The sequence below is a fragment of the Ensifer sp. 1H6 genome (assembly GCF_001976035.1).
Lineage (GTDB): Bacteria > Pseudomonadota > Alphaproteobacteria > Rhizobiales > Rhizobiaceae > Ensifer > Ensifer canadensis.
On sequence record NZ_MOAI01000008.1, the window covers coordinates 223675 to 240062 of the forward strand.

Consider the following 16388-nt stretch of genomic DNA (forward strand, 5'->3'; position numbering starts at 1 on the left):
GCTATCCCCCTTGCATGACCGGCGCAAAGCCGTCGCCGAACAGGCGCAGCATGGCGGCGATACCGAGATAGAGCAGGAACATGCCGCCCATGATCAGATAGGGCTGCGAGATGAAGTAGATCGGGATCTGCGGCGCCAGCTTGTTGACCATGCCGATGGCGACGTTGAACAAAAGGCCATAGATCAGGAAGGGGCTCGCGAGCCTCAGCATGATCATGAAGGTCTGCTCGAGCGAATCCGTCAGGGTGATGAGCACGCCCTGCGGATCGAAGACGCTGCCGACCGGCATGACCCGATAGGACTGGGCGATCGCCTCGAACATCACGTGGTGGAAATCGAGCATGAACAGGATCATCAAGCCGGCAAAACTGATCATGCTGGTGAGCTGGTTTTCCGCCGTGTCTTCGATCACGTCCGACGACGGCGGCGGGCTGAAGCCCATCAGCATCGTTATCGTCGTGCCAGCGAACTGAAGGCCGAGCACATAGTAGCGGGCAACCAGGCCGATGACCGCGCCGACGGCGGTTTCGGCAGCGATCAGGTAGATATAGGTGTGTCCCTTGCCGGTCACCTGCGGATAGATATCGGTCCACATGACGGGTAGGATCGCCATGGAGATGGCGACCGCGATGAACAGCCGGATCTGCATGGGAATGCGCGCGGTCGAGAACCCCGGCATGATCATGATACACGCCCCGATCCGGCAGAATGCCGCAAACAGTGCGAGCACCGTGCCCTCGGGGTCGGTTATCATGAAATAGAGCCGATGATCTTGATCTCGAGGCCCTTGGCAAGCTCGACATGCGAGAGCACGGGCAAAGTGGCAAAAAGACGCTCGATGATCATGCGGACATAAGAACGGGATTCGGGCGAACTTACCAGTACGAAGGGCATGCCGCGATCGAGATGTTCACGGATAACTTTCGTCGCCTGCTCGCTGAACTCTTCGAGATGGCGCGGATCGATGTCGAACTCGACGACTTCACCCTTTGCGTCGCGCTTCAGCGCCTGGTGGAACACCATATCCCATTTGTTGCCGAGGCGCAGGACGCGCAGGACGCCGTTGTCGGCAAGGTCGCCGCACAGCTGCTGCGACATGCGCACACGCACGTGCTCGACGATCTGCTCCGTCTTGCGGACATGCGGCGCGAGTTCGGCCACCGCTTCGAGGATCAGGTGCAGGTTGCGGATCGATACCCGCTCCGCCAAGAGCAGCTTCAAGACTGCCTGCAGGCCGGAATAGGACATGTGCGAAGTGCAGATTTCGTCGGCCAGCTTGCGGTATTCCGGGTCCAGCCGATCGATCAGTACCTTCACATCCTTGTAGGACAAGAGATGCGGCAGGTTGTTGCGGATCACTTCGGACAGATGCGTCAGCACCACCGAGACGTTGTCGATCGGGTGGAAGCCTTCGCGCTTCAGGTCTTCGGTGAATGTCTCGAGGATCGAGACCGCCGGCATGCCGAAGGCGGGCTCACGGATCTCGTCTCCCGGCACGCTCGGACGGCGGCCGCGCCTGTGACCACCAGAACTTCACCGACACGCACCGTGTTGGAGGCGATCGTCGTGCCGTGGATGCGCACGTGATAGGCCTTGTCCGGGATGCTGATGTCGTCGGAAACCTTGATCTCCGGAATGACGAGACCGTATTGACCGGCGAACTTGCGGCGCATCTTGCCGACGCGGAAGGCCAGTTCCTGGTGCGCGCCGAGCAGTCGGGTCGACACCTGCTTGCCGAGCAGCAATTCGATCTCCGCCGTCTTCAGCACCGATTTGACCGAGTCCGCCTCACCGTCCTTAGCCTGCTGGGCCGTCGCGGCTTCCTCCATCCGGCGCGCCGCATTTTCCGCCTCGATCTGCCGCGGAATGACCCAGCTCAGGAACGCCATGCCGCCGCCAAGGAACGCAAACGGCAGAAACGGCAGTCCCGGAACCAGCGCAAGCAGGATGATCAGACCGGAGGCAACCATCAAAGCGCGGGGATAACCACCGAGCTGCCCGACAACGGCCTGGTCGGTCGAGCCGGCGGTTCCGCCACGCGACACGAGGAGGCCGGCGGCGAGCGAGACGATCAGCGCGGGGATCTGTGAGACCAGACCGTCACCGACGGAAAGCTTGACGAAGACGTCGGCCGCTTCGCCGATCGGCATGTCATGGCGCAGATAGCCGATGATGATGCCGCCAAAAATATTGATCGCGGTGATGATCAGGCCGGCGATCGCATCGCCGCGCACGAACTTCGACGCGCCGTCCATTGCGCCGAAGAACGAGCTTTCCTGCTCCAGTTCGCGACGACGATGCTGCGCTTCCTTTTCGTCGATCAGACCGGCCGAAAGGTCGGCGTCGATCGCCATCTGCTTGCCGGGAATGGCATCGAGGGTGAAGCGCGCGCCGACTTCGGCGATACGCGTCGCACCCTTGGTGATGACGATGAAGTTCACCGTGATCAGGATCAGGAAGACGATCAGACCGATGACGAAATCGCCGGACATGACGAGGCTGGCGAAACCGGAAATGACGCCGCCGGCGCGCCGTGGCCTTCGTGACCGTGGGAAAGGATGACGCGCGTCGTTGCGATATTCAACGCCAGGCGAACCATGGTCGAAATCAAAAGGATCGTCGGAAAGGACGAGAATTCGAGCGGCCGCTGGATCCACAGCGCCACCATCAGGATCAGGACCGAGAAGGCGATCGAGAAAGCCAGCCCCATGTCGATCAGGAACGGCGGGATCGGCAGGAAGAGAATTGCCAGGATCATGACGATCCCGAGCGCAAAGCCGATGTCCCGGCCCTTTGGTGCTACTTTCGGGATGATCAACGCCGCTTGCTGTGCCATGTCTCTTCCGTCTCTTCATGAGAGGTCGGGCAGCATTCACACGCGCTGCCCCAATCTTAAGACTGGAGATAGAGGCCCAAGCTTGCGCGAAGGTGGTAGCGCGACAGCGCCGCGCGTCAAATATGACGCGCAAAGGACGCTGTATCGCTTTAAACTTGCTGCATAATTTCATTCTTAAATCGATCCGATTTAAGAATGAAATTATGCCGTAAGGCGCGCTCAGAATCCGGACTGGATTCGGGAGAAGACGATGTCGGTGAAGATCGAGATCTGGGCGCCGATGAAAGGCGCGGAAACAGCGACCGTGATCATCACGGCAAGGATCTTCGGTACGAAGGTCAGGGTCATTTCCTGAACCTGGGTCAGCGCCTGAATGAAGGCGATGACGACGCCGACGATCATCGCGGCGAGAACGGCGGGCCCCGAGGCAACGATCACGGTCCAGATCGCAGCCTGCACGATATCGAGGGCATCCGCCTCATTCATAGGGGTATCACTTTACCTTGACGCCTGGGCCGATAACGAGCTCCTTGCCGTTATCCAGCACTGCAATGATTCCGTCAGAGTATAGTTTGACTTCCTTGACAACGCCAGTGACTGTGCCGTCGGCATTGGTGACAGTCTTGCCGATCACCGCGTCCGCCTCGCTGAGCGACGTGCGCTGCAGCAGGCTTTCGAGATTCTTGTTGGTCTTGATCGTCTGTTCGACCTGCGAGAAGGTCGCGAGCTGCGCGATCTGCTGCGTGGCGTCCATCGGCTGCGTCGGGTCCTGATTCTTCATCTGGGCCACGAGCAGCTTGAGGAAGCTCTCGTAGTTCAGCGACGCCTTGCTGGCGTCGTTGCCAGAGTCGGCACCCGAGACGATCGGGGTGTAGTCATTGTTGCTGACGCCGCTTACCGCCATGGTGCGATCTCCTTGCGAATCTGCTCGACCGTGGCCGGCGTGATTTCCTGCGTGTTGAGGATGCGGTCTTCGATGGCGTAGAGCCCACGGATCGCCTTCAGCGCTTCGAAGGCGCGGCCGTTGGTGACCAGGCCGTCGACCCGCTTCAGTTCGGCCAGGATCTCTTCGTTCTTGAAGCAGTTAAGCAGCATGACGACCGACTTGCGGAACATTGCGGTCGATTGCTCGGCGCCTTCCGGGTTGATCAGGATCATCTGGGCGATGAAGTAGAGCTGCTTCAACGGCGTCGTCGCGTCTTCCGGCTGAAGCACGTGGTTTTCCAGAAGGAAGGTCACGTCATTCAGGAATTCGACGGCGACCTTGCGGTCAACGCGAAGAACCGCGCCGTTTACAAAAATTCTTTCGCCCGACTTCAGCGAGATACGCAGTGTGCTCTTCATTTCAGTCCATCCCTGATGATGGTGGTAATGTCAATTATGCCCTGGAAGTTGGAGGATTCGCGTTTGCGGATCTTTTCCGTCTCGTTGAGTATCCAGATGGCGATCGAAATCAGATTGGCGCGCAGCTCTTCGTTGAGCTGGTTTTCCGGAGCGCGAAGATCCTCGATGAAGCGGATCCAGACGCGCCGGGTGAAATAGATCGCCTCGATGGCTTCTCTCGAATACCCGTTCTGCTGTCTTGCGGCTTCAAGGAGCGCAATCGAGCGATCGAGTACCTGCCGCTCTCGATTCTTGGAGTCGGCAACGCCATCCTCCATGATCTCGGCATAGGAAAATTGGTACATTCAGACATCCTTCATGTTTGTCCGGTCGCCTCTTCTCAGAGGTAGTTGAGCAAGCTCATCTGCTGCAGTCTCGACGTCAGCGCGTAGGATGTATCGAGCTGGGTCTTCAACATATTCACGCGCGTTGCGTTTTCTTCCTGATCGATGCCGTTGACGTCGATGATGTGGGTCTTGATGAGCTTCTCCTGCGCCTCGATCGAAGTCGTCGCCTTCTTGACGCGCGACTCCGAGATACCGAGCGAGCTGCGTTCCCCGTTCAGGCCGGCAATAGCCTGCTCCATGTAGCCGAATGCGGCGTTGTTGAGCGTGTTGCGGACCTGCGAATTGACGTTCTTGTCCATCAGTTCCGACGAGATCACGCTGGCAAGCGCGAACATCCGGAAGCTCTTGGTATTGGCGTTGGTCGAGCTCTCGATGACCTCGCTGGCGCTGATCCGGCTCGTCATGTTCTGGCTCGAGGCATCAGACCAGTTGGCATCCCAATCCGTGCCCATGAACATCGGTTCGAGCTTGGTCGTGATGAAGTCCTGCATCTGTGCCGGCGTGAACTGGCTCATGTCGGTCAGGCTGTTTGTCGACATGTAGCTGCTGAGCGCCGTATCGAATGCGGCCTTGGCCGCAGACGGAGGCACGGAGTTGTAGTCCGCGAGCGGCTTGACGTCTGAGTTGATGCCCGAAAACAGGAACTCACCGTTGAAAGAGGTGTTCGCCGCCGATGTGAAGATCTGAAGCGCGCCATTCACTTCGGACTTCAGGATCTTCATCGCGTCGACGCTGTCGTTGCCCTTGTAGGTCACAAGCGTGTCGCGCACCTTCTCGGCGGCCTTCTGCATCGTCTCAAGCGCGCCCTGGGAGGCGGAAAGCCTCTGCGTGACCACGGCGTTGGTGCCCTTCAGGGAGCCCATCCTGTCCAGCTCGCGCTGCAGATTGAGCGATCGCGACGTCGACGCCCCAAGCGTTAGGCCGATGTCGTAGTGAATGCCGCTCGTGCTTTCCTGGGTGCGTCGCAGCAACTCGGCCTGAGTCTGCTGGATCGTCAGGCGCATGGCGGTCTGAATCGCCAGGTTCGAAACGAAGGATGTCTTCATGATTACCTCACAGCTTCCATAAGGGCCGCCATCATGGCGTCCACGGTGCTGACCAGCTTGGCCGATGCTTTGTAGGATTGTTCGAGATCGAGCAGCAGCGACAGTTCTTCGTCGATGCTGACGCCAGTCTGCTTGCTCAGCGCTTCCGCCGTGCGCGACAGCAGAGCCGACTTGTTGTCGTCGGCTGTCGATGCCGTCTTGCGGAACTGCTCCAACCAGCCGACGGAGCTGGTGGCGAAATTCAGAATGTTGCTGTTGCTGTCGAGGCCGGACGCTGGGTCGAACGCCATGTTCTCACCCATTGCGTTGATGAAGCCGTCCAGCAGGGCGGTATAGCCTGCATTGCCGGTGGGGTTGTTCGACGTACCGTCGAAACCACCGTCGCGCAGCATCAGCGGGTCTGCCTTGGCAAGCGCGTTGACCGTGATCTTCGATGCCATGCCAGGCACGATGCCGACTGGCGGAATACCCGCCGTTCCCCAGGTAAACAGGCCGGGCTGGCCGCCTTCCTGGAACATCGTCACCAGGCCGCGGGCGATTTCGTCGAGCTGCGACTGGAATTTCGGCCCGACGTCGTCGCGCAGCTGTACGAGTGCTGCTAGCTTGCCCTTCGCCGTCGTATCGGCGCCGGTTCCCGCGGCAATCGGCACGCCGTCGACATAGATCTTGTTGCCGACTGTCGTCGCGTCGTAAACGTTTTGCGAGGCGAAGGTGACCGAGCGCGGAATCGTCTCGAACAGCACGGTCCCGTCGGTGGTGAAGATCACAGTGTCGTTGTTGGCGCGCGTCGTCGTCGAAATGCCGACGATCTCGGAGACCTGCTTCAAAATCTTGTCGCGCTGATCGAGCGCGTCGTTCGGGTCCGACCCTTGCGCCGTTGCCGCCTTGACGGCGTTGTTGGCCTTTTCGAATTCCGCCAACAGGCCATTCAGCTTGTCGACCTCCAGCGCGATTTCCTTGTCGGCATTCTCGCGCATGTCCTGGACGGACTTGGAGGCCTTGTTGAGCGAATCCGCCAGGTCCCCGGCATCAGAAACCGCCGTTGCGGCGATCGTCTTGTTGCCAGGGGTCGCGGCAAAGGTCTGAAGGCTGTTGCGGAAATCGGCCAGCAGCTTGGAAGGCGCCGTCTCGTAGCTGTTGCCACCGAGCGCCGACTTCATCAGTTCCAGCCCTTCCCGCAGCCTTGCCTGGCCCGAGGCCTCGCCCATGCCGGCGATGCTCTGTTTGAGCAGCGCCTCGTTCTGGGCACGGTAGATGGATACGACCTGCGCGCCATTCGCCGTGCTTCCGAGCAAAGCAAGCCGACGCGAGTAGTCCGCGTTGCCCGCGTTCGCGATGTTCTTCGACACGATCGCGGTTTGCTGCGCCGTGTTGCTGAAAGCCTGTTGTGCGATGGATATTGCGGAGGACAGCGACATAACGCGGACCGTATCTCTTTCAATTACCGTTTCAGGTTGACCAGAACTTCAAGCAGGTCCGATGCGGTCTGGAACACCTTGGAGTTTGCCGTGTAGTTGCGTTGCGCCTCGATCATCGAGGTCAGCTCGTTGGCGATATCGACGTTGGAGTTCTCGAGCGCCTTGGACTGGATGTTGCCGAACGCACCGGAGCCGGCAAAACCGGTGACGATGACGCCGGAATCGGTGCCCTGCGAGTAGACGTTGCCAGACTGCGGCAAGAGCCTGTCCGGGCTCTGGACGGTGGCAAGCGCGATGCGGAACTTCGGAATGAGGTTACCGTCGCCGTACTTGACGTAGACCACGCCTTCCTTGTCGATCTCGAAGCCCGACATCTTGCTCGGCTTGCTGCCGTCGATGCCGCCGCCGGTGCTGGTGAAATCGCCACCGAGCTGCGACGTCTTTGTCGTGTCGATCGTCAGGGCGCCGAGATTGGCGCCTGTGCCCGGCAGGTTGTTGATAGGCGTCGTCGTCAGCGTGGCGGGCGTGGCCGAAATGCGCTTGCCGGCCGCGTCAAACGTCATGCTCTGCGAGCCGATCACGCCCGTTGCCGGCGGGCCTGCCGTGTATGTCGAACGGTCCCGTATCTCAAGCGACCACTGGTTCACGCCGGTTTTCTTGTAGACGAAGTCGAGGATGCGGGTGTTACCCTGGCTGTCGTAGACGACAAGCGACGTCGGCTTTTCGTCGCCGACGGCAGCACCTGACGGCAGGTTCGCTTCCATCGTGCCCTTGGTCGAGCCCGACGCCACCAGGCCTTCGTCCTTGAGCTTGACTTCCGTCAGGCCGTCGAAGCCGTTGACCACGACCGTCGGGTCGGCGCCAGCCTTGTATTCGTAGCCCATCAGCTTGAAGCCGGCGGTGTTGACGAGGTTGCCGTCCTTATCGGGAACGAAGGAGCCGGCACGGGTCAGGAAATTCTCGCCGCCGTTGCCCTGCACGATGAAGAAGCCGCCGCCGTTGATCGCGAGGTCGCTCGAGGACGTCGTGTAGCTTGTGCCGCCCTGCTGCGAAATGCTGTAGCGCACCTGGGTCTCGACGCCGCCGGAATTGTAGTTGCCGCCGCCCGAAGGCAGGATCATCGATGAGAACTCTGTCGAGGCGCGCTTGTAGCCCGTCGTGTTCGCATTCGCGATGTTTTCGGCGACAGTGCCGAGACGGTTCGACTGAGCGTTCATACCGGAGACGCCCGTTCTCATGCTGCCATAGAGACTCATATCGGATCCTCATTTCCACGTTGCAGCGACACTAGGAAGCGGGCCTTGCGTGAACCTGTCTTAGGTACGCCCTGACCCGCCTAGCCGCGCCTTAGTTCCAGTCGATGCAGTAGCCAAGGAACCGCTTGGAATCGATCGGGTCGAAGCCCAACTTCTTGCGCAGTTTCTTGCGCAGCTTGCTGATGTGGCTTTCGACGACGTTCTCCTCGACGTCTTCATCGAAGATGCCGTAAATCGCGTTGAAAATCTGAGACTTGGAGACTCGGCGCCCGCGGTTGGAGACCAGATATTCGAGAATGCGGCGCTCGCGGCGTGGCAATGCGAACACGTCGCCGTTGATCTCCGGATCGCGGCCATCTGCAAAGACGCGGATCGGGCCGATGTCGGTGTAGTTGTTGATGGCTTTCAGGCGGCGACGGATCGCCGCAACGCGTGCCAGGATCTCGCGGGGGTGAACCGGCTTGCGAACGACGTCGTCGACGCCGCAGTCGAACAACGCCAGGGTGTTTTCGAGCGAAGGCGTATCGCTGACCGCAATGACGGGCGCCATCGACCGGTCGCGGATCGCGCGCGGCAAGGCAAAGGTGCTGTCACCCTGGCCGATCAGAAACGCTTCGACCGCGTCGATATCCGAATCTGCCGCCGCATTCACCCACTCGCCGAACTCCTTGGGATCAAAGCCCGTCGAGGGAATTCCTTCACGCCCGAAAAGCGACGTGTAGCCGTCTTTCACGAGTTCTCTATCGTCAACCACTACGATCATTCGTCCGCCTCCGAATCAGTATGGCACCGCACTGATTGAGAGGTACGAATCGAGGGATTCATGAACAACTAGAGGAAGTTAATGGGTGGAATTAATAATTGATTAACCATATCGCGCCGATTTGATCTACATCTAGTGGCTAAGCGTTAACGGTCACACTAAAATAATGTGGAAAAGTTAACGGCTTGCGACAAAACCACTTGCCGTCACATTCTCCACGCATTGTCGCCACAATGCAGAATGACCCGTAATCAAACAATCATTGGTTGCTTATTGACAGAACTGCGTGGCATTCGGCGTCCACTTGCCGTAGCCCGTCGCGACCAGATTCGCGATCACCCGGCAGACATATTTCTTCTGCGCCGGGTCGTTGTTCGGGCCGGCATGATACCGTGCGACGGCCATTGTCCAGCTCTCATGCTTCGCTCGAAGGTTGGACAGGAAGCGCGCGGCATATTCGACATTCTTGCGAGGGTCAAGCATCTCCGTCGGCGATGCGAACTGATCGCCATGGAAGTGGTAATTTATCTGCATGCAACCGAGATCGATGAGCTTGGCACCCTGCGCCTGAGCGTTGGCAAATCGAACGAGAACATCCTGCGTGCTGGTGCCGAAATAGGCCTTACCTTCGATATTCATTGCGTAGGGTTGCAGCGACCCCTTGCGGCCGGTTTCCGTCAATCCGACGGAGTAGAGTATGCCGGCCGGAATGCCGTATTTGGATGCTGCCGAGATGATTTCACGTTCGCAGATTCCAGTGTCGGCACCGGCGAATGCGCTACATGTAGACGTGACCAGTGCGAGAACGCTCAGTGCCGGCAACCGCATCATCCGTACCGCCATTGCCAACCCGCCTTTCCGCCACTGAACCCTGGCTGTCGCCATCCTGTCGCTGCCGCCCCTGCCCGCTACCGTCCTCGGCGCGATCGCGGCCCTGCTGGCCCGCCTGGGCCTGCGGCTGCGAGCTGCCGCCGCCCGTCGATGTATCGCTGCCCGAATTGAACACGACGTCGATCTGATCGACCGCGAAGCCCTGGGCTCGCAGCGCCTTGACCATTTCGCTCTGGTCGTCGCGCAGCTGGCGGAAGGCTTCGCCGTTCTCCACCTTCAGCTCGACCTGCAGCTCGTCGTCCTTCAACCGCAACGTTGCGGTGACGAGGCCAAGCTCGATCGGATGCATCTGGATCTTGAGCGTGTTCAAGGTCTTGCCGGCCTGCGTCCAGGCACCCGGCTGGCCGAGGGCAGCACTCGGCTGCAACGACTGGGCAAAGCCCGCGTCGCCGGCGATCGCGTTGGCGACATTGGTGGAATTGCTGTTCATCGAAATGCCGAGATAACGGCGAGCTTCGAGCACGGTGACGTTCTCAGCCTTGGCATTTGACCGCGCGGCGTCAACCGTCGCCCGTTCGCCGTCCTTCGATATGCTCATCGAAATCGCCTGCCCCTTGCCATCGGCGCGGGCGAAGCGGAACAACCGGTCGGTGCCCTGTTCGCCATCGGCACCTTCGGCACTCGCACCATGGCATCGATCATCTCGCCATGCCCAGCGCCCTTGGCGCCGCGTTCACCGAGGGCATGGACGCCAGCGGCGCCGGCCGAGCCACCTTGGGCATCAGCACGCGTCGACGGCATGGCGTTGCCGCCGAGCAGCGTCAGCAGGTCGTCTACGCTGGCGCTTGGGGAAGTCTTGGCATCTGAAGCCGCGGCCGCATCAGTTGGCTCGCCGTCTGCACCCTGCGCGCCGTTTGCCTGGCCCCTACCCAAGCCGCGCGACAAACCCGCTATGCCGGCGGCCAATTCGTCGGCGTCGGCGGCAACCGTCTCATTCGCCTGTTCGCGCGCCCGCGCCGCCTTGGCAGCAACACGCTTGGCGTCTCGTCCACGCTCCGCGAGCGAGAACCGCTCGTTCTGAGCATTGTGATTGTCGAGCAACGGATCTTCCGGATCCCCAGGTGCACGATTGTGCGCCTGCTTGGAGATCGAGATCTTGGCGTCGCCGCCTTTAATGCCGCCATTGCCAATCAAGGTCGCAGCTCCAGAGTTTTCGCCTTCGGCCGCCTCGCCGTTGCCGGCGGACGAACCTTGTCCGCCCTGACCGTTCGCCTTCTGGCGCCCAGCGGTTGCGACGGCGTCCTCGAAGGCGCCGGGGGCTTGCTCCTTGCCGCCCGCACGTGCGCCCGGCTTGCCCGTCTGGGACTGAGGTGGTGCGCGCAGGCTTTCGTCGAGAGCTCTCATTTGCCTTCCCCCCTTAGCAGCGCATCGATCTCCTCCAACTTGGACCGCCCCTTGGCCACGAAACCGTCGTGAGCAGGATCGGAGGCGTCGGCAGTCTCAGCGCTGGCCTGTGTCGTCTCGCCAGCTTCTGGGGCGCTGGCATCAGCCGCCGGGCTACCGAACGGGCTCATGCCGCTTCCCGTTTCCGCACCTTCGATCTGCTCGACTGGCGTGGCTGGTCTAACCGGTCTAGCGGAGAACGCTTGCGTGAGGCTTTCATCGTCCGGTGGTCTGACAACGGCCTCTGCAACTGCCTTTGCCGCGTCACGCAGGGCTCGGTCACGCGGAGAAAGCTCAGCGTCCGGGATCGCGGCGATGCTCTGTGTTGCGGCAAAGACGTCAGACGACGGTACCGACGCCAGCCCGGCGTAAAAATTGGCGAGCACACGCGGCTCGGACGCACCGTCGGCTGCGAGCTGCTCGGCCCGTTCCGAGGCAAGCTTTGCCAAGGATTGCTTTCCGCTGATAGCCGCACGTCGTGCGACGCGAAGATAGACCTCGCGCTGGCGCGGCGCATCCATGAAAGTCAGGATTTCGGAAATCCGTTCGTGCGCCGCCTCGTCGAAATGCCCGACGGCCAGCTCGACGAAGACGTCGGCGAATTGGCTGGCATAGGGCGACGTCAGGTATCGGCGGGCGTAGTTCAGGGCATAACGAAATCCCTTGTCAGGCATGTTCGCCTGCACAGCAAGGAAGACCGAGCGACGAAGCGCCGCCTCCTCGATAATCGTTCCCGGAGCAGTCAATCGCGCCCAGTCGTAGAACTTCATCGCCCCGACCGGGTCCTGCTGAGATGTGGCATTGCCGAGGATCAGGAACAGGTAGGGACCAACACGGGAATTGCGGTACTCGGGCGCCGCCTTCGACAGGCTCTCGACGATCAGGCCACCCTTGCCGCCGAGATATTGCCTAAGCGCGTCAGTAACGCGCGAATCGAAATTGCCATCGACATCATGGTCGGCGAGATAGTTGAGTGTTTCCGGATTACCGCCGCTCATGGCGTAGACAAGTGCCGCATCGACATTGCGCGGATCGCGGAACACGGACGCATCCGCAGCCCTGAGCCGCTTGTCGATCGCACCCAGCATGAAGCGCTGCATCTCGATGGCAGAATGATCGCCGAGCACCACCGAGTCCTGCACGTATTGCAGCGACCGGATCATCTTGAAGGGTGCAAGCTCCTCGAGGTCGTTGGCATCCGCCATTCCCGCCGAAAGCGGGATGGCCAGTGCCGACATCATCAAGGCGGATCGCAAGCGTCGCAGCATCGGTTCTAACCCTTAGCCGACTGCAGCAGGATTTCGATACGGCGGTTGCCGGGCGCATAGGGATCGCCAGGGATCTGTAGCCGCCGGTCGGCAAAGCCGCTGATCTGGCTGACGCGATCTTCCTTGAGACCACCGCGAACGAGCATGTAGTAGGCGCTCTGGGCGCGCGCAGCCGACAGGCGCCAGTTGTCATAGGTGCCGTCCTTGAACGGACGACCATCGGTGTGGCCACGGATGGCGACAACGCCCTGGCGCTCAGACAGCAGCCGGCCGATCTTCTCCATGGCCATGACAAGTTCCTTCTGCGGCACGGCCGAGCCGACGGCAAACATCTGGGAATCCGTCTGTTCGCTGATCGTCAACAGCAGACCGCCTTCAGCCGGCGTCACGACGAGGCCCTCTGCCAGTTTGCCGGCATCGCCTCCGAGCTCCCTCTTGATCTCGGCCTTCAATTCCTCGGCCTGCGCTGCGGCATCCGGTTTGGCAAGTTCTGCCTCTTCGGCATCAGTCTTACCGGCGTCGGCCGGCTTCCCTTCGGCCTTTTGTTCTTCGGCGGTCTTCTGCAATGGCGCTGCGCCGCTCGCCATCGCCGCCTTGGACGCCAAGGCGACGTCCTTCTCGGTGGTGTTGCCGGCATCCTTGACTTCGACCTGTTTGGTCCAGAAGTCCGGGTCGAATGGATCGCGAAAGGCCTCGCCGCCTTCCGCCCCGGTCGACGGCCCGGACTGCGCCGCACCGCCGTCACCCTTGACGCTGATGTTTGCCTGCTGGCCGACTTCCTGCGCGATTTCCGAAAGCACCGAATAGGGATTCTCGAAGAAATCGGCGTCGGAGTATTTCGTTTCCTCGCCCGAGGTTGCGGTCAGCTGGTCGCCGGTCTTGGCCGAGCCGCCCGATTTTTCCTGCTCGCCGTCGACCTTCGATCGCTGCTGTGTCTCTTCGCCCTGCGCATCCTTGGCAGGATCCTTCAAGCCACGCTCAGCGGGCTTCTGGTCGGTCAGCTGCACCGGGTTGAAATAGGAGGCGATGGCCGCCTTCGTCTCCTCGTTGGCGGCATTGATCAGCCACATGACGAGGAAGAAGGCCATCATCGCCGTCATGAAGTCGGCGTAGGCAATCTTCCAGCCGCCGCCGTGATGCTCGCCATGACCGCCACTCACTCGTTTGACGATGATGATTTCGTTCTTGCCGTTGTGATGGCTTTCGTCGCTCATGCGAGGACCTTCCGGACAGTGTCGGCCCAAGCCGCCATTCTTGTAACGAGGATCGTCTCATCCATTTCGATGGCGAGGTCGATGTCGTTGGTTTCAACGTGGCGGAACACCGGCATGTCGTCGCCGAGGCTGCTCTTCAATGCTTCGAACAGGGGAAGCGGACCCTTGATGGTGATCGCACAGCCTTCGCCAGCGATAATTCCCTGCCGGATCATCTGCGCCATATCGGCAACGGCGCGCTGCGCGAGCGCCTCCTCCATGACAGGTGCAAGCACCCGGGCGGTCTGGTCACCCAGCGAAACCGCCAGATGCTCGGTCATCTCCTGAAACCGTCCGGCCATGCGACTTGCGGCCTCGTCCTCGAGGCGCCTGGTCAGGGCCTCGATTTCGGCCGCGTGGGCCGCCTGGAGATCGGCGATCTGATTGCCGTGTTCGAAGGCAAGCTCCGCCGACGCTTCGGCGCGGCCCTGCTCGAAAGCCTCGCGCCGTTCGGCTTCGACATCGATCTGCGGCGCAGCCGCTCGCGACGTGTGCCGGTCGCCATCGGAGTAGTCTGTATCCAGATCGGGGAAGTATTTCTGCGGCATCATCGACAATTCGACTTTCGGCGCACTGAAATCCTTGAGATAGCGGGACAGCATCGCGCTCATGGCTGGAACCTCGATGCGCGCAGCACGATAGAAGGCGATCCCCGTCTGCCCGACAGGCGCCGCCCTACGGCGCAGAATTCCCATGATCCTGACACTGCTGAAATGTCTCCCTCGGGTCCGGTCACCGATAGCGGCGAACCCTGCATTCTTTGACTTACAGCGGCCGGGCACGGGAATTTTCATTCCGGCGGCAGACCGATGCAGGCGGCGGCGCAAATCTCATATTGGCCGGCAGTCATCCGACAGGACTGCGAGGGAACGCTATTCGGTCAAACTTGTGCGAAAATGAATGTGTTGGACCGCGCCAGGGCAATTAGCGCGGTCAACCGTTTCCACCGGGTGCCGTGACCGACGACGTGGCAGAACTCAACTCGATTCGATATCCGCCTTCTCGGCGGGCACGGACGGGCGGTCCCAAACCGGCGGAACCAAGGCGCCACCGGCTGGAAAACCTTACTGCTGGAAGAGGCGCAGGATGTTTTCGGAGTTGGTATTGGCGATCGACAGCGCCTGAATGCCGAGCTGCTGCTGCGTCTGCAGCGCCTTCAAGCGCGTCGATTCCTCATTCATGTCGGCATCGACCAGACGACCGACGCCCTTGTCGATCGTATCCATCAGGTTGGCGACAAAGCTTTCCTGCATGTCGATACGCTTGGTGATCGCGCCGAGTGTCGAACCGGCGTCCGTCAGCTGCCCGAGGATCTTGTCGACGACGCGGATCATCGCGTCCATTTCCGTGGGCGCGGTCGTCGCAGTCAGCTTGATTTCGGTGCCGGTCGGCGGCGCAGCCGGCGGGGCGACGATCAGATAGTACGGTGCGGCGGTGCCGGTCGGCGTCTGCTGCAGCTGGTCGGCATCATAGGCCCTGGTCAGCAGGCCGCGCGCCGCGCTGCCCGTGTCGATCAGCATCGATTGCGCCGTGTCGAAATCGAGCGTCGTGATGGAAACATTGCCGTTTCCGTCGCGGTTGAAGGAAGCGACGACCGACTTCGTGCCGACGGCGGCTGTATTGGTATTGTAGAGCCAGTTCTCGCTCGAGAACGACGCCGATTGTGCGGCGGACATGAGCTGGTTCTTCAGCTCGGTGATTTCCTTGTTGATCTTGAGCTTGTCGACGCCGGGCTCGCGCGCGGCGACGAGCTTGGTCTTGATTTCGGTGACGACGTCGATCGACGCCTTCATCGCCGCATAGGCAGTGTCGACCTTCGCCGCACCGAGACCAAGCGCATCCTGAACGGTGGAGAGTGCGGCGTTGTCCGAGCGCATGGTGGTCGCGATCGACCAATAGGCGGCGTTGTCGGCTGCTGTCTGCACGCGGTAGCCGGACGAGATTCGCTCCTGCACTTCGGCCATATTGGTGTTGATCGAACGCAACGTCTGAAGTGCGGCCATGGCGGCCGTGTTGGTCATGATGCTGGTCATTGGTCACTTGCCCCGAAAGATTTTCTGAGAACATTCCGGAGTGATTGACCGGCAGCGACGGGACCAGCGTCATGCGAACCGCCCCTGTTTTGCCCTGGGGGCGACCCTTCGCTCTTAACGAATGTGTAACGATTGTTTGGTTAACAAACGGTTAACGCCATTCATAAGTCAGTAACGAAGGTGAACAAAAATAAGGGAATATGAAGCAGGCGTTAACGGCAAAAGACAACGCCCCGGTAACGCAAAAACCGCGCCGTCCTTTCGGGCGGCGCGGCTTCCTGGAGGTCATGATCATGACGGGCGCAGATGCGTCCGTCATACCTATGCGCTGATTAACGGAACAGCGACAGGATGTTCTGCGAGTTGGTGTTGGCAATCGTCAGGGCCTGGATGCCGAGCTGCTGCTGCGTCTGCAGAGCCTTCAGGCGGGTCGACTCTTCGTTCATGTCGGCGTCAACCAGCTTGCCGACGCCCGATTCGATCGAGTCCATCAGGTTGTCGACGAAGTCCT

15 protein-coding genes and 2 pseudogenes are annotated in these 16388 nt (G+C 60.6%); all 17 read right to left on the reverse strand.

The window, feature by feature from the left end; all coding sequences use genetic code 11:
• Position 1: 1 nt before the first annotated feature.
• Positions 2 to 754 (reverse strand): flagellar biosynthetic protein FliR, encoded by a 753-nt coding sequence (gene fliR, locus BKP54_RS12420; RefSeq protein ID WP_025425947.1) that lies wholly within the window; start codon positions 752 to 754, stop codon positions 2 to 4.
• A pseudogene (flhA, locus tag BKP54_RS12425) lies at positions 751 to 2836 on the reverse strand (flagellar biosynthesis protein FlhA). Before flhA ends, fliR begins: the two are co-directional and overlap by 4 nt.
• 219 nt (positions 2837 to 3055) lie before the next feature.
• On the reverse strand, positions 3056 to 3322 hold the full coding sequence (gene fliQ, locus BKP54_RS12430; RefSeq protein WP_025425945.1) for a flagellar biosynthesis protein FliQ: 267 nt from the start codon (positions 3320 to 3322) through the stop codon (positions 3056 to 3058).
• Positions 3323 to 3329: 7 nt separating this feature from the next.
• On the reverse strand, positions 3330 to 3740 hold the full coding sequence (flgD, locus tag BKP54_RS12435; RefSeq protein WP_025425944.1) for a flagellar hook assembly protein FlgD: 411 nt from the start codon (positions 3738 to 3740) through the stop codon (positions 3330 to 3332).
• Positions 3731 to 4180: a flagellar biosynthesis repressor FlbT gene (flbT, locus tag BKP54_RS12440; protein ID WP_025425943.1), complete on the reverse strand. Its 450-nt coding sequence runs from the start codon at positions 4178 to 4180 to the stop codon at positions 3731 to 3733. The genes flgD and flbT overlap by 10 nt, the downstream gene beginning before the upstream one ends.
• Complete coding sequence (gene flaF / locus BKP54_RS12445) at positions 4177 to 4524, reverse strand: flagellar biosynthesis regulator FlaF (protein WP_025425942.1); 348 nt, start codon at positions 4522 to 4524, stop codon at positions 4177 to 4179. The genes flbT and flaF overlap by 4 nt, the downstream gene beginning before the upstream one ends.
• Before the next feature lie 35 nt (positions 4525 to 4559).
• On the reverse strand, positions 4560 to 5612 hold the full coding sequence (locus BKP54_RS12450; RefSeq protein WP_025425941.1) for a flagellar hook-associated family protein: 1053 nt from the start codon (positions 5610 to 5612) through the stop codon (positions 4560 to 4562).
• Positions 5613 to 5614: 2 nt separating this feature from the next.
• Positions 5615 to 7030 carry a flagellar hook-associated protein FlgK gene (flgK, locus tag BKP54_RS12455; RefSeq protein ID WP_025425940.1) on the reverse strand — a complete coding sequence of 472 codons (1416 nt, stop codon included), beginning with the start codon at positions 7028 to 7030 and terminating at the stop codon, positions 5615 to 5617.
• Positions 7031 to 7053: 23 nt separating this feature from the next.
• Entirely contained in the window at positions 7054 to 8286 is a 1233-nt protein-coding gene (locus BKP54_RS12460) for a flagellar hook protein FlgE (protein ID WP_025425939.1), read from the reverse strand.
• A 91-nt stretch (positions 8287 to 8377) separates the two neighbouring features.
• Positions 8378 to 9049, reverse strand: coding sequence for a response regulator transcription factor (locus BKP54_RS12465; RefSeq protein ID WP_025425938.1), 672 nt, complete (start codon positions 9047 to 9049; stop codon positions 8378 to 8380).
• A 270-nt stretch (positions 9050 to 9319) separates the two neighbouring features.
• Positions 9320 to 9877: a transglycosylase SLT domain-containing protein gene (locus BKP54_RS12470; RefSeq protein ID WP_025425937.1), complete on the reverse strand. Its 558-nt coding sequence runs from the start codon at positions 9875 to 9877 to the stop codon at positions 9320 to 9322.
• Positions 9828 to 11284 (reverse strand): annotated as a pseudogene (locus BKP54_RS36465) (flagellar hook-length control protein FliK). The gene BKP54_RS12470 and the pseudogene BKP54_RS36465 overlap by 50 nt, the downstream one beginning before the upstream one ends.
• Positions 11281 to 12591: a chemotaxis protein MotC gene (gene motC / locus BKP54_RS12485; RefSeq protein WP_025425935.1), complete on the reverse strand. Its 1311-nt coding sequence runs from the start codon at positions 12589 to 12591 to the stop codon at positions 11281 to 11283. The pseudogene BKP54_RS36465 and the gene motC overlap by 4 nt, the downstream one beginning before the upstream one ends.
• A gap of 5 nt (positions 12592 to 12596) precedes the next feature.
• Positions 12597 to 13805: a MotB family protein gene (locus BKP54_RS12490; protein WP_025425934.1), complete on the reverse strand. Its 1209-nt coding sequence runs from the start codon at positions 13803 to 13805 to the stop codon at positions 12597 to 12599.
• A complete protein-coding gene (locus BKP54_RS12495; RefSeq protein WP_025425933.1) occupies positions 13802 to 14455 on the reverse strand; it encodes a hypothetical protein in 654 nt (217 codons plus the stop codon). Before BKP54_RS12495 ends, BKP54_RS12490 begins: the two co-directional genes overlap by 4 nt.
• 453 nt (positions 14456 to 14908) lie before the next feature.
• On the reverse strand, positions 14909 to 15877 hold the full coding sequence (locus BKP54_RS12500) for a flagellin (RefSeq protein WP_025425932.1): 969 nt from the start codon (positions 15875 to 15877) through the stop codon (positions 14909 to 14911).
• A 332-nt stretch (positions 15878 to 16209) separates the two neighbouring features.
• A partial coding sequence (locus BKP54_RS12505; protein ID WP_280951637.1) for a flagellin occupies positions 16210 to 16388 on the reverse strand: 179 nt, incomplete at its 5' end.

What these genes read in the sequence shown, in the direction of transcription:
- flbT (WP_025425943.1), bottom strand. Translation starts at nt 4,180, where the DNA reads ATGAAGAGCACACTGCGTATCTCGCTGAAGTCGGGCGAAAGAATTTTT.
- BKP54_RS12470 (WP_025425937.1), bottom strand. Translation starts at nt 9,877, where the DNA reads ATGCGGTTGCCGGCACTGAGCGTTCTCGCACTGGTCACGTCTACATGT.
- fliR (WP_025425947.1), bottom strand. Translation starts at nt 754, where the DNA reads ATGATAACCGACCCCGAGGGCACGGTGCTCGCACTGTTTGCGGCATTC.
- BKP54_RS12500 (WP_025425932.1), bottom strand. Translation starts at nt 15,877, where the DNA reads ATGACCAGCATCATGACCAACACGGCCGCCATGGCCGCACTTCAGACG.
- BKP54_RS12490 (WP_025425934.1), bottom strand. Translation starts at nt 13,805, where the DNA reads ATGAGCGACGAAAGCCATCACAACGGCAAGAACGAAATCATCATCGTC.
- motC (WP_025425935.1), bottom strand. Translation starts at nt 12,591, where the DNA reads ATGCTGCGACGCTTGCGATCCGCCTTGATGATGTCGGCACTGGCCATC.
- BKP54_RS12495 (WP_025425933.1), bottom strand. Translation starts at nt 14,455, where the DNA reads ATGAGCGCGATGCTGTCCCGCTATCTCAAGGATTTCAGTGCGCCGAAA.
- BKP54_RS12450 (WP_025425941.1), bottom strand. Translation starts at nt 5,612, where the DNA reads ATGAAGACATCCTTCGTTTCGAACCTGGCGATTCAGACCGCCATGCGC.
- fliQ (WP_025425945.1), bottom strand. Translation starts at nt 3,322, where the DNA reads ATGAATGAGGCGGATGCCCTCGATATCGTGCAGGCTGCGATCTGGACC.
- flgD (WP_025425944.1), bottom strand. Translation starts at nt 3,740, where the DNA reads ATGGCGGTAAGCGGCGTCAGCAACAATGACTACACCCCGATCGTCTCG.
- BKP54_RS12465 (WP_025425938.1), bottom strand. Translation starts at nt 9,049, where the DNA reads ATGATCGTAGTGGTTGACGATAGAGAACTCGTGAAAGACGGCTACACG.
- flaF (WP_025425942.1), bottom strand. Translation starts at nt 4,524, where the DNA reads ATGTACCAATTTTCCTATGCCGAGATCATGGAGGATGGCGTTGCCGAC.
- flgK (WP_025425940.1), bottom strand. Translation starts at nt 7,030, where the DNA reads ATGTCGCTGTCCTCCGCAATATCCATCGCACAACAGGCTTTCAGCAAC.
- BKP54_RS12460 (WP_025425939.1), bottom strand. Translation starts at nt 8,286, where the DNA reads ATGAGTCTCTATGGCAGCATGAGAACGGGCGTCTCCGGTATGAACGCT.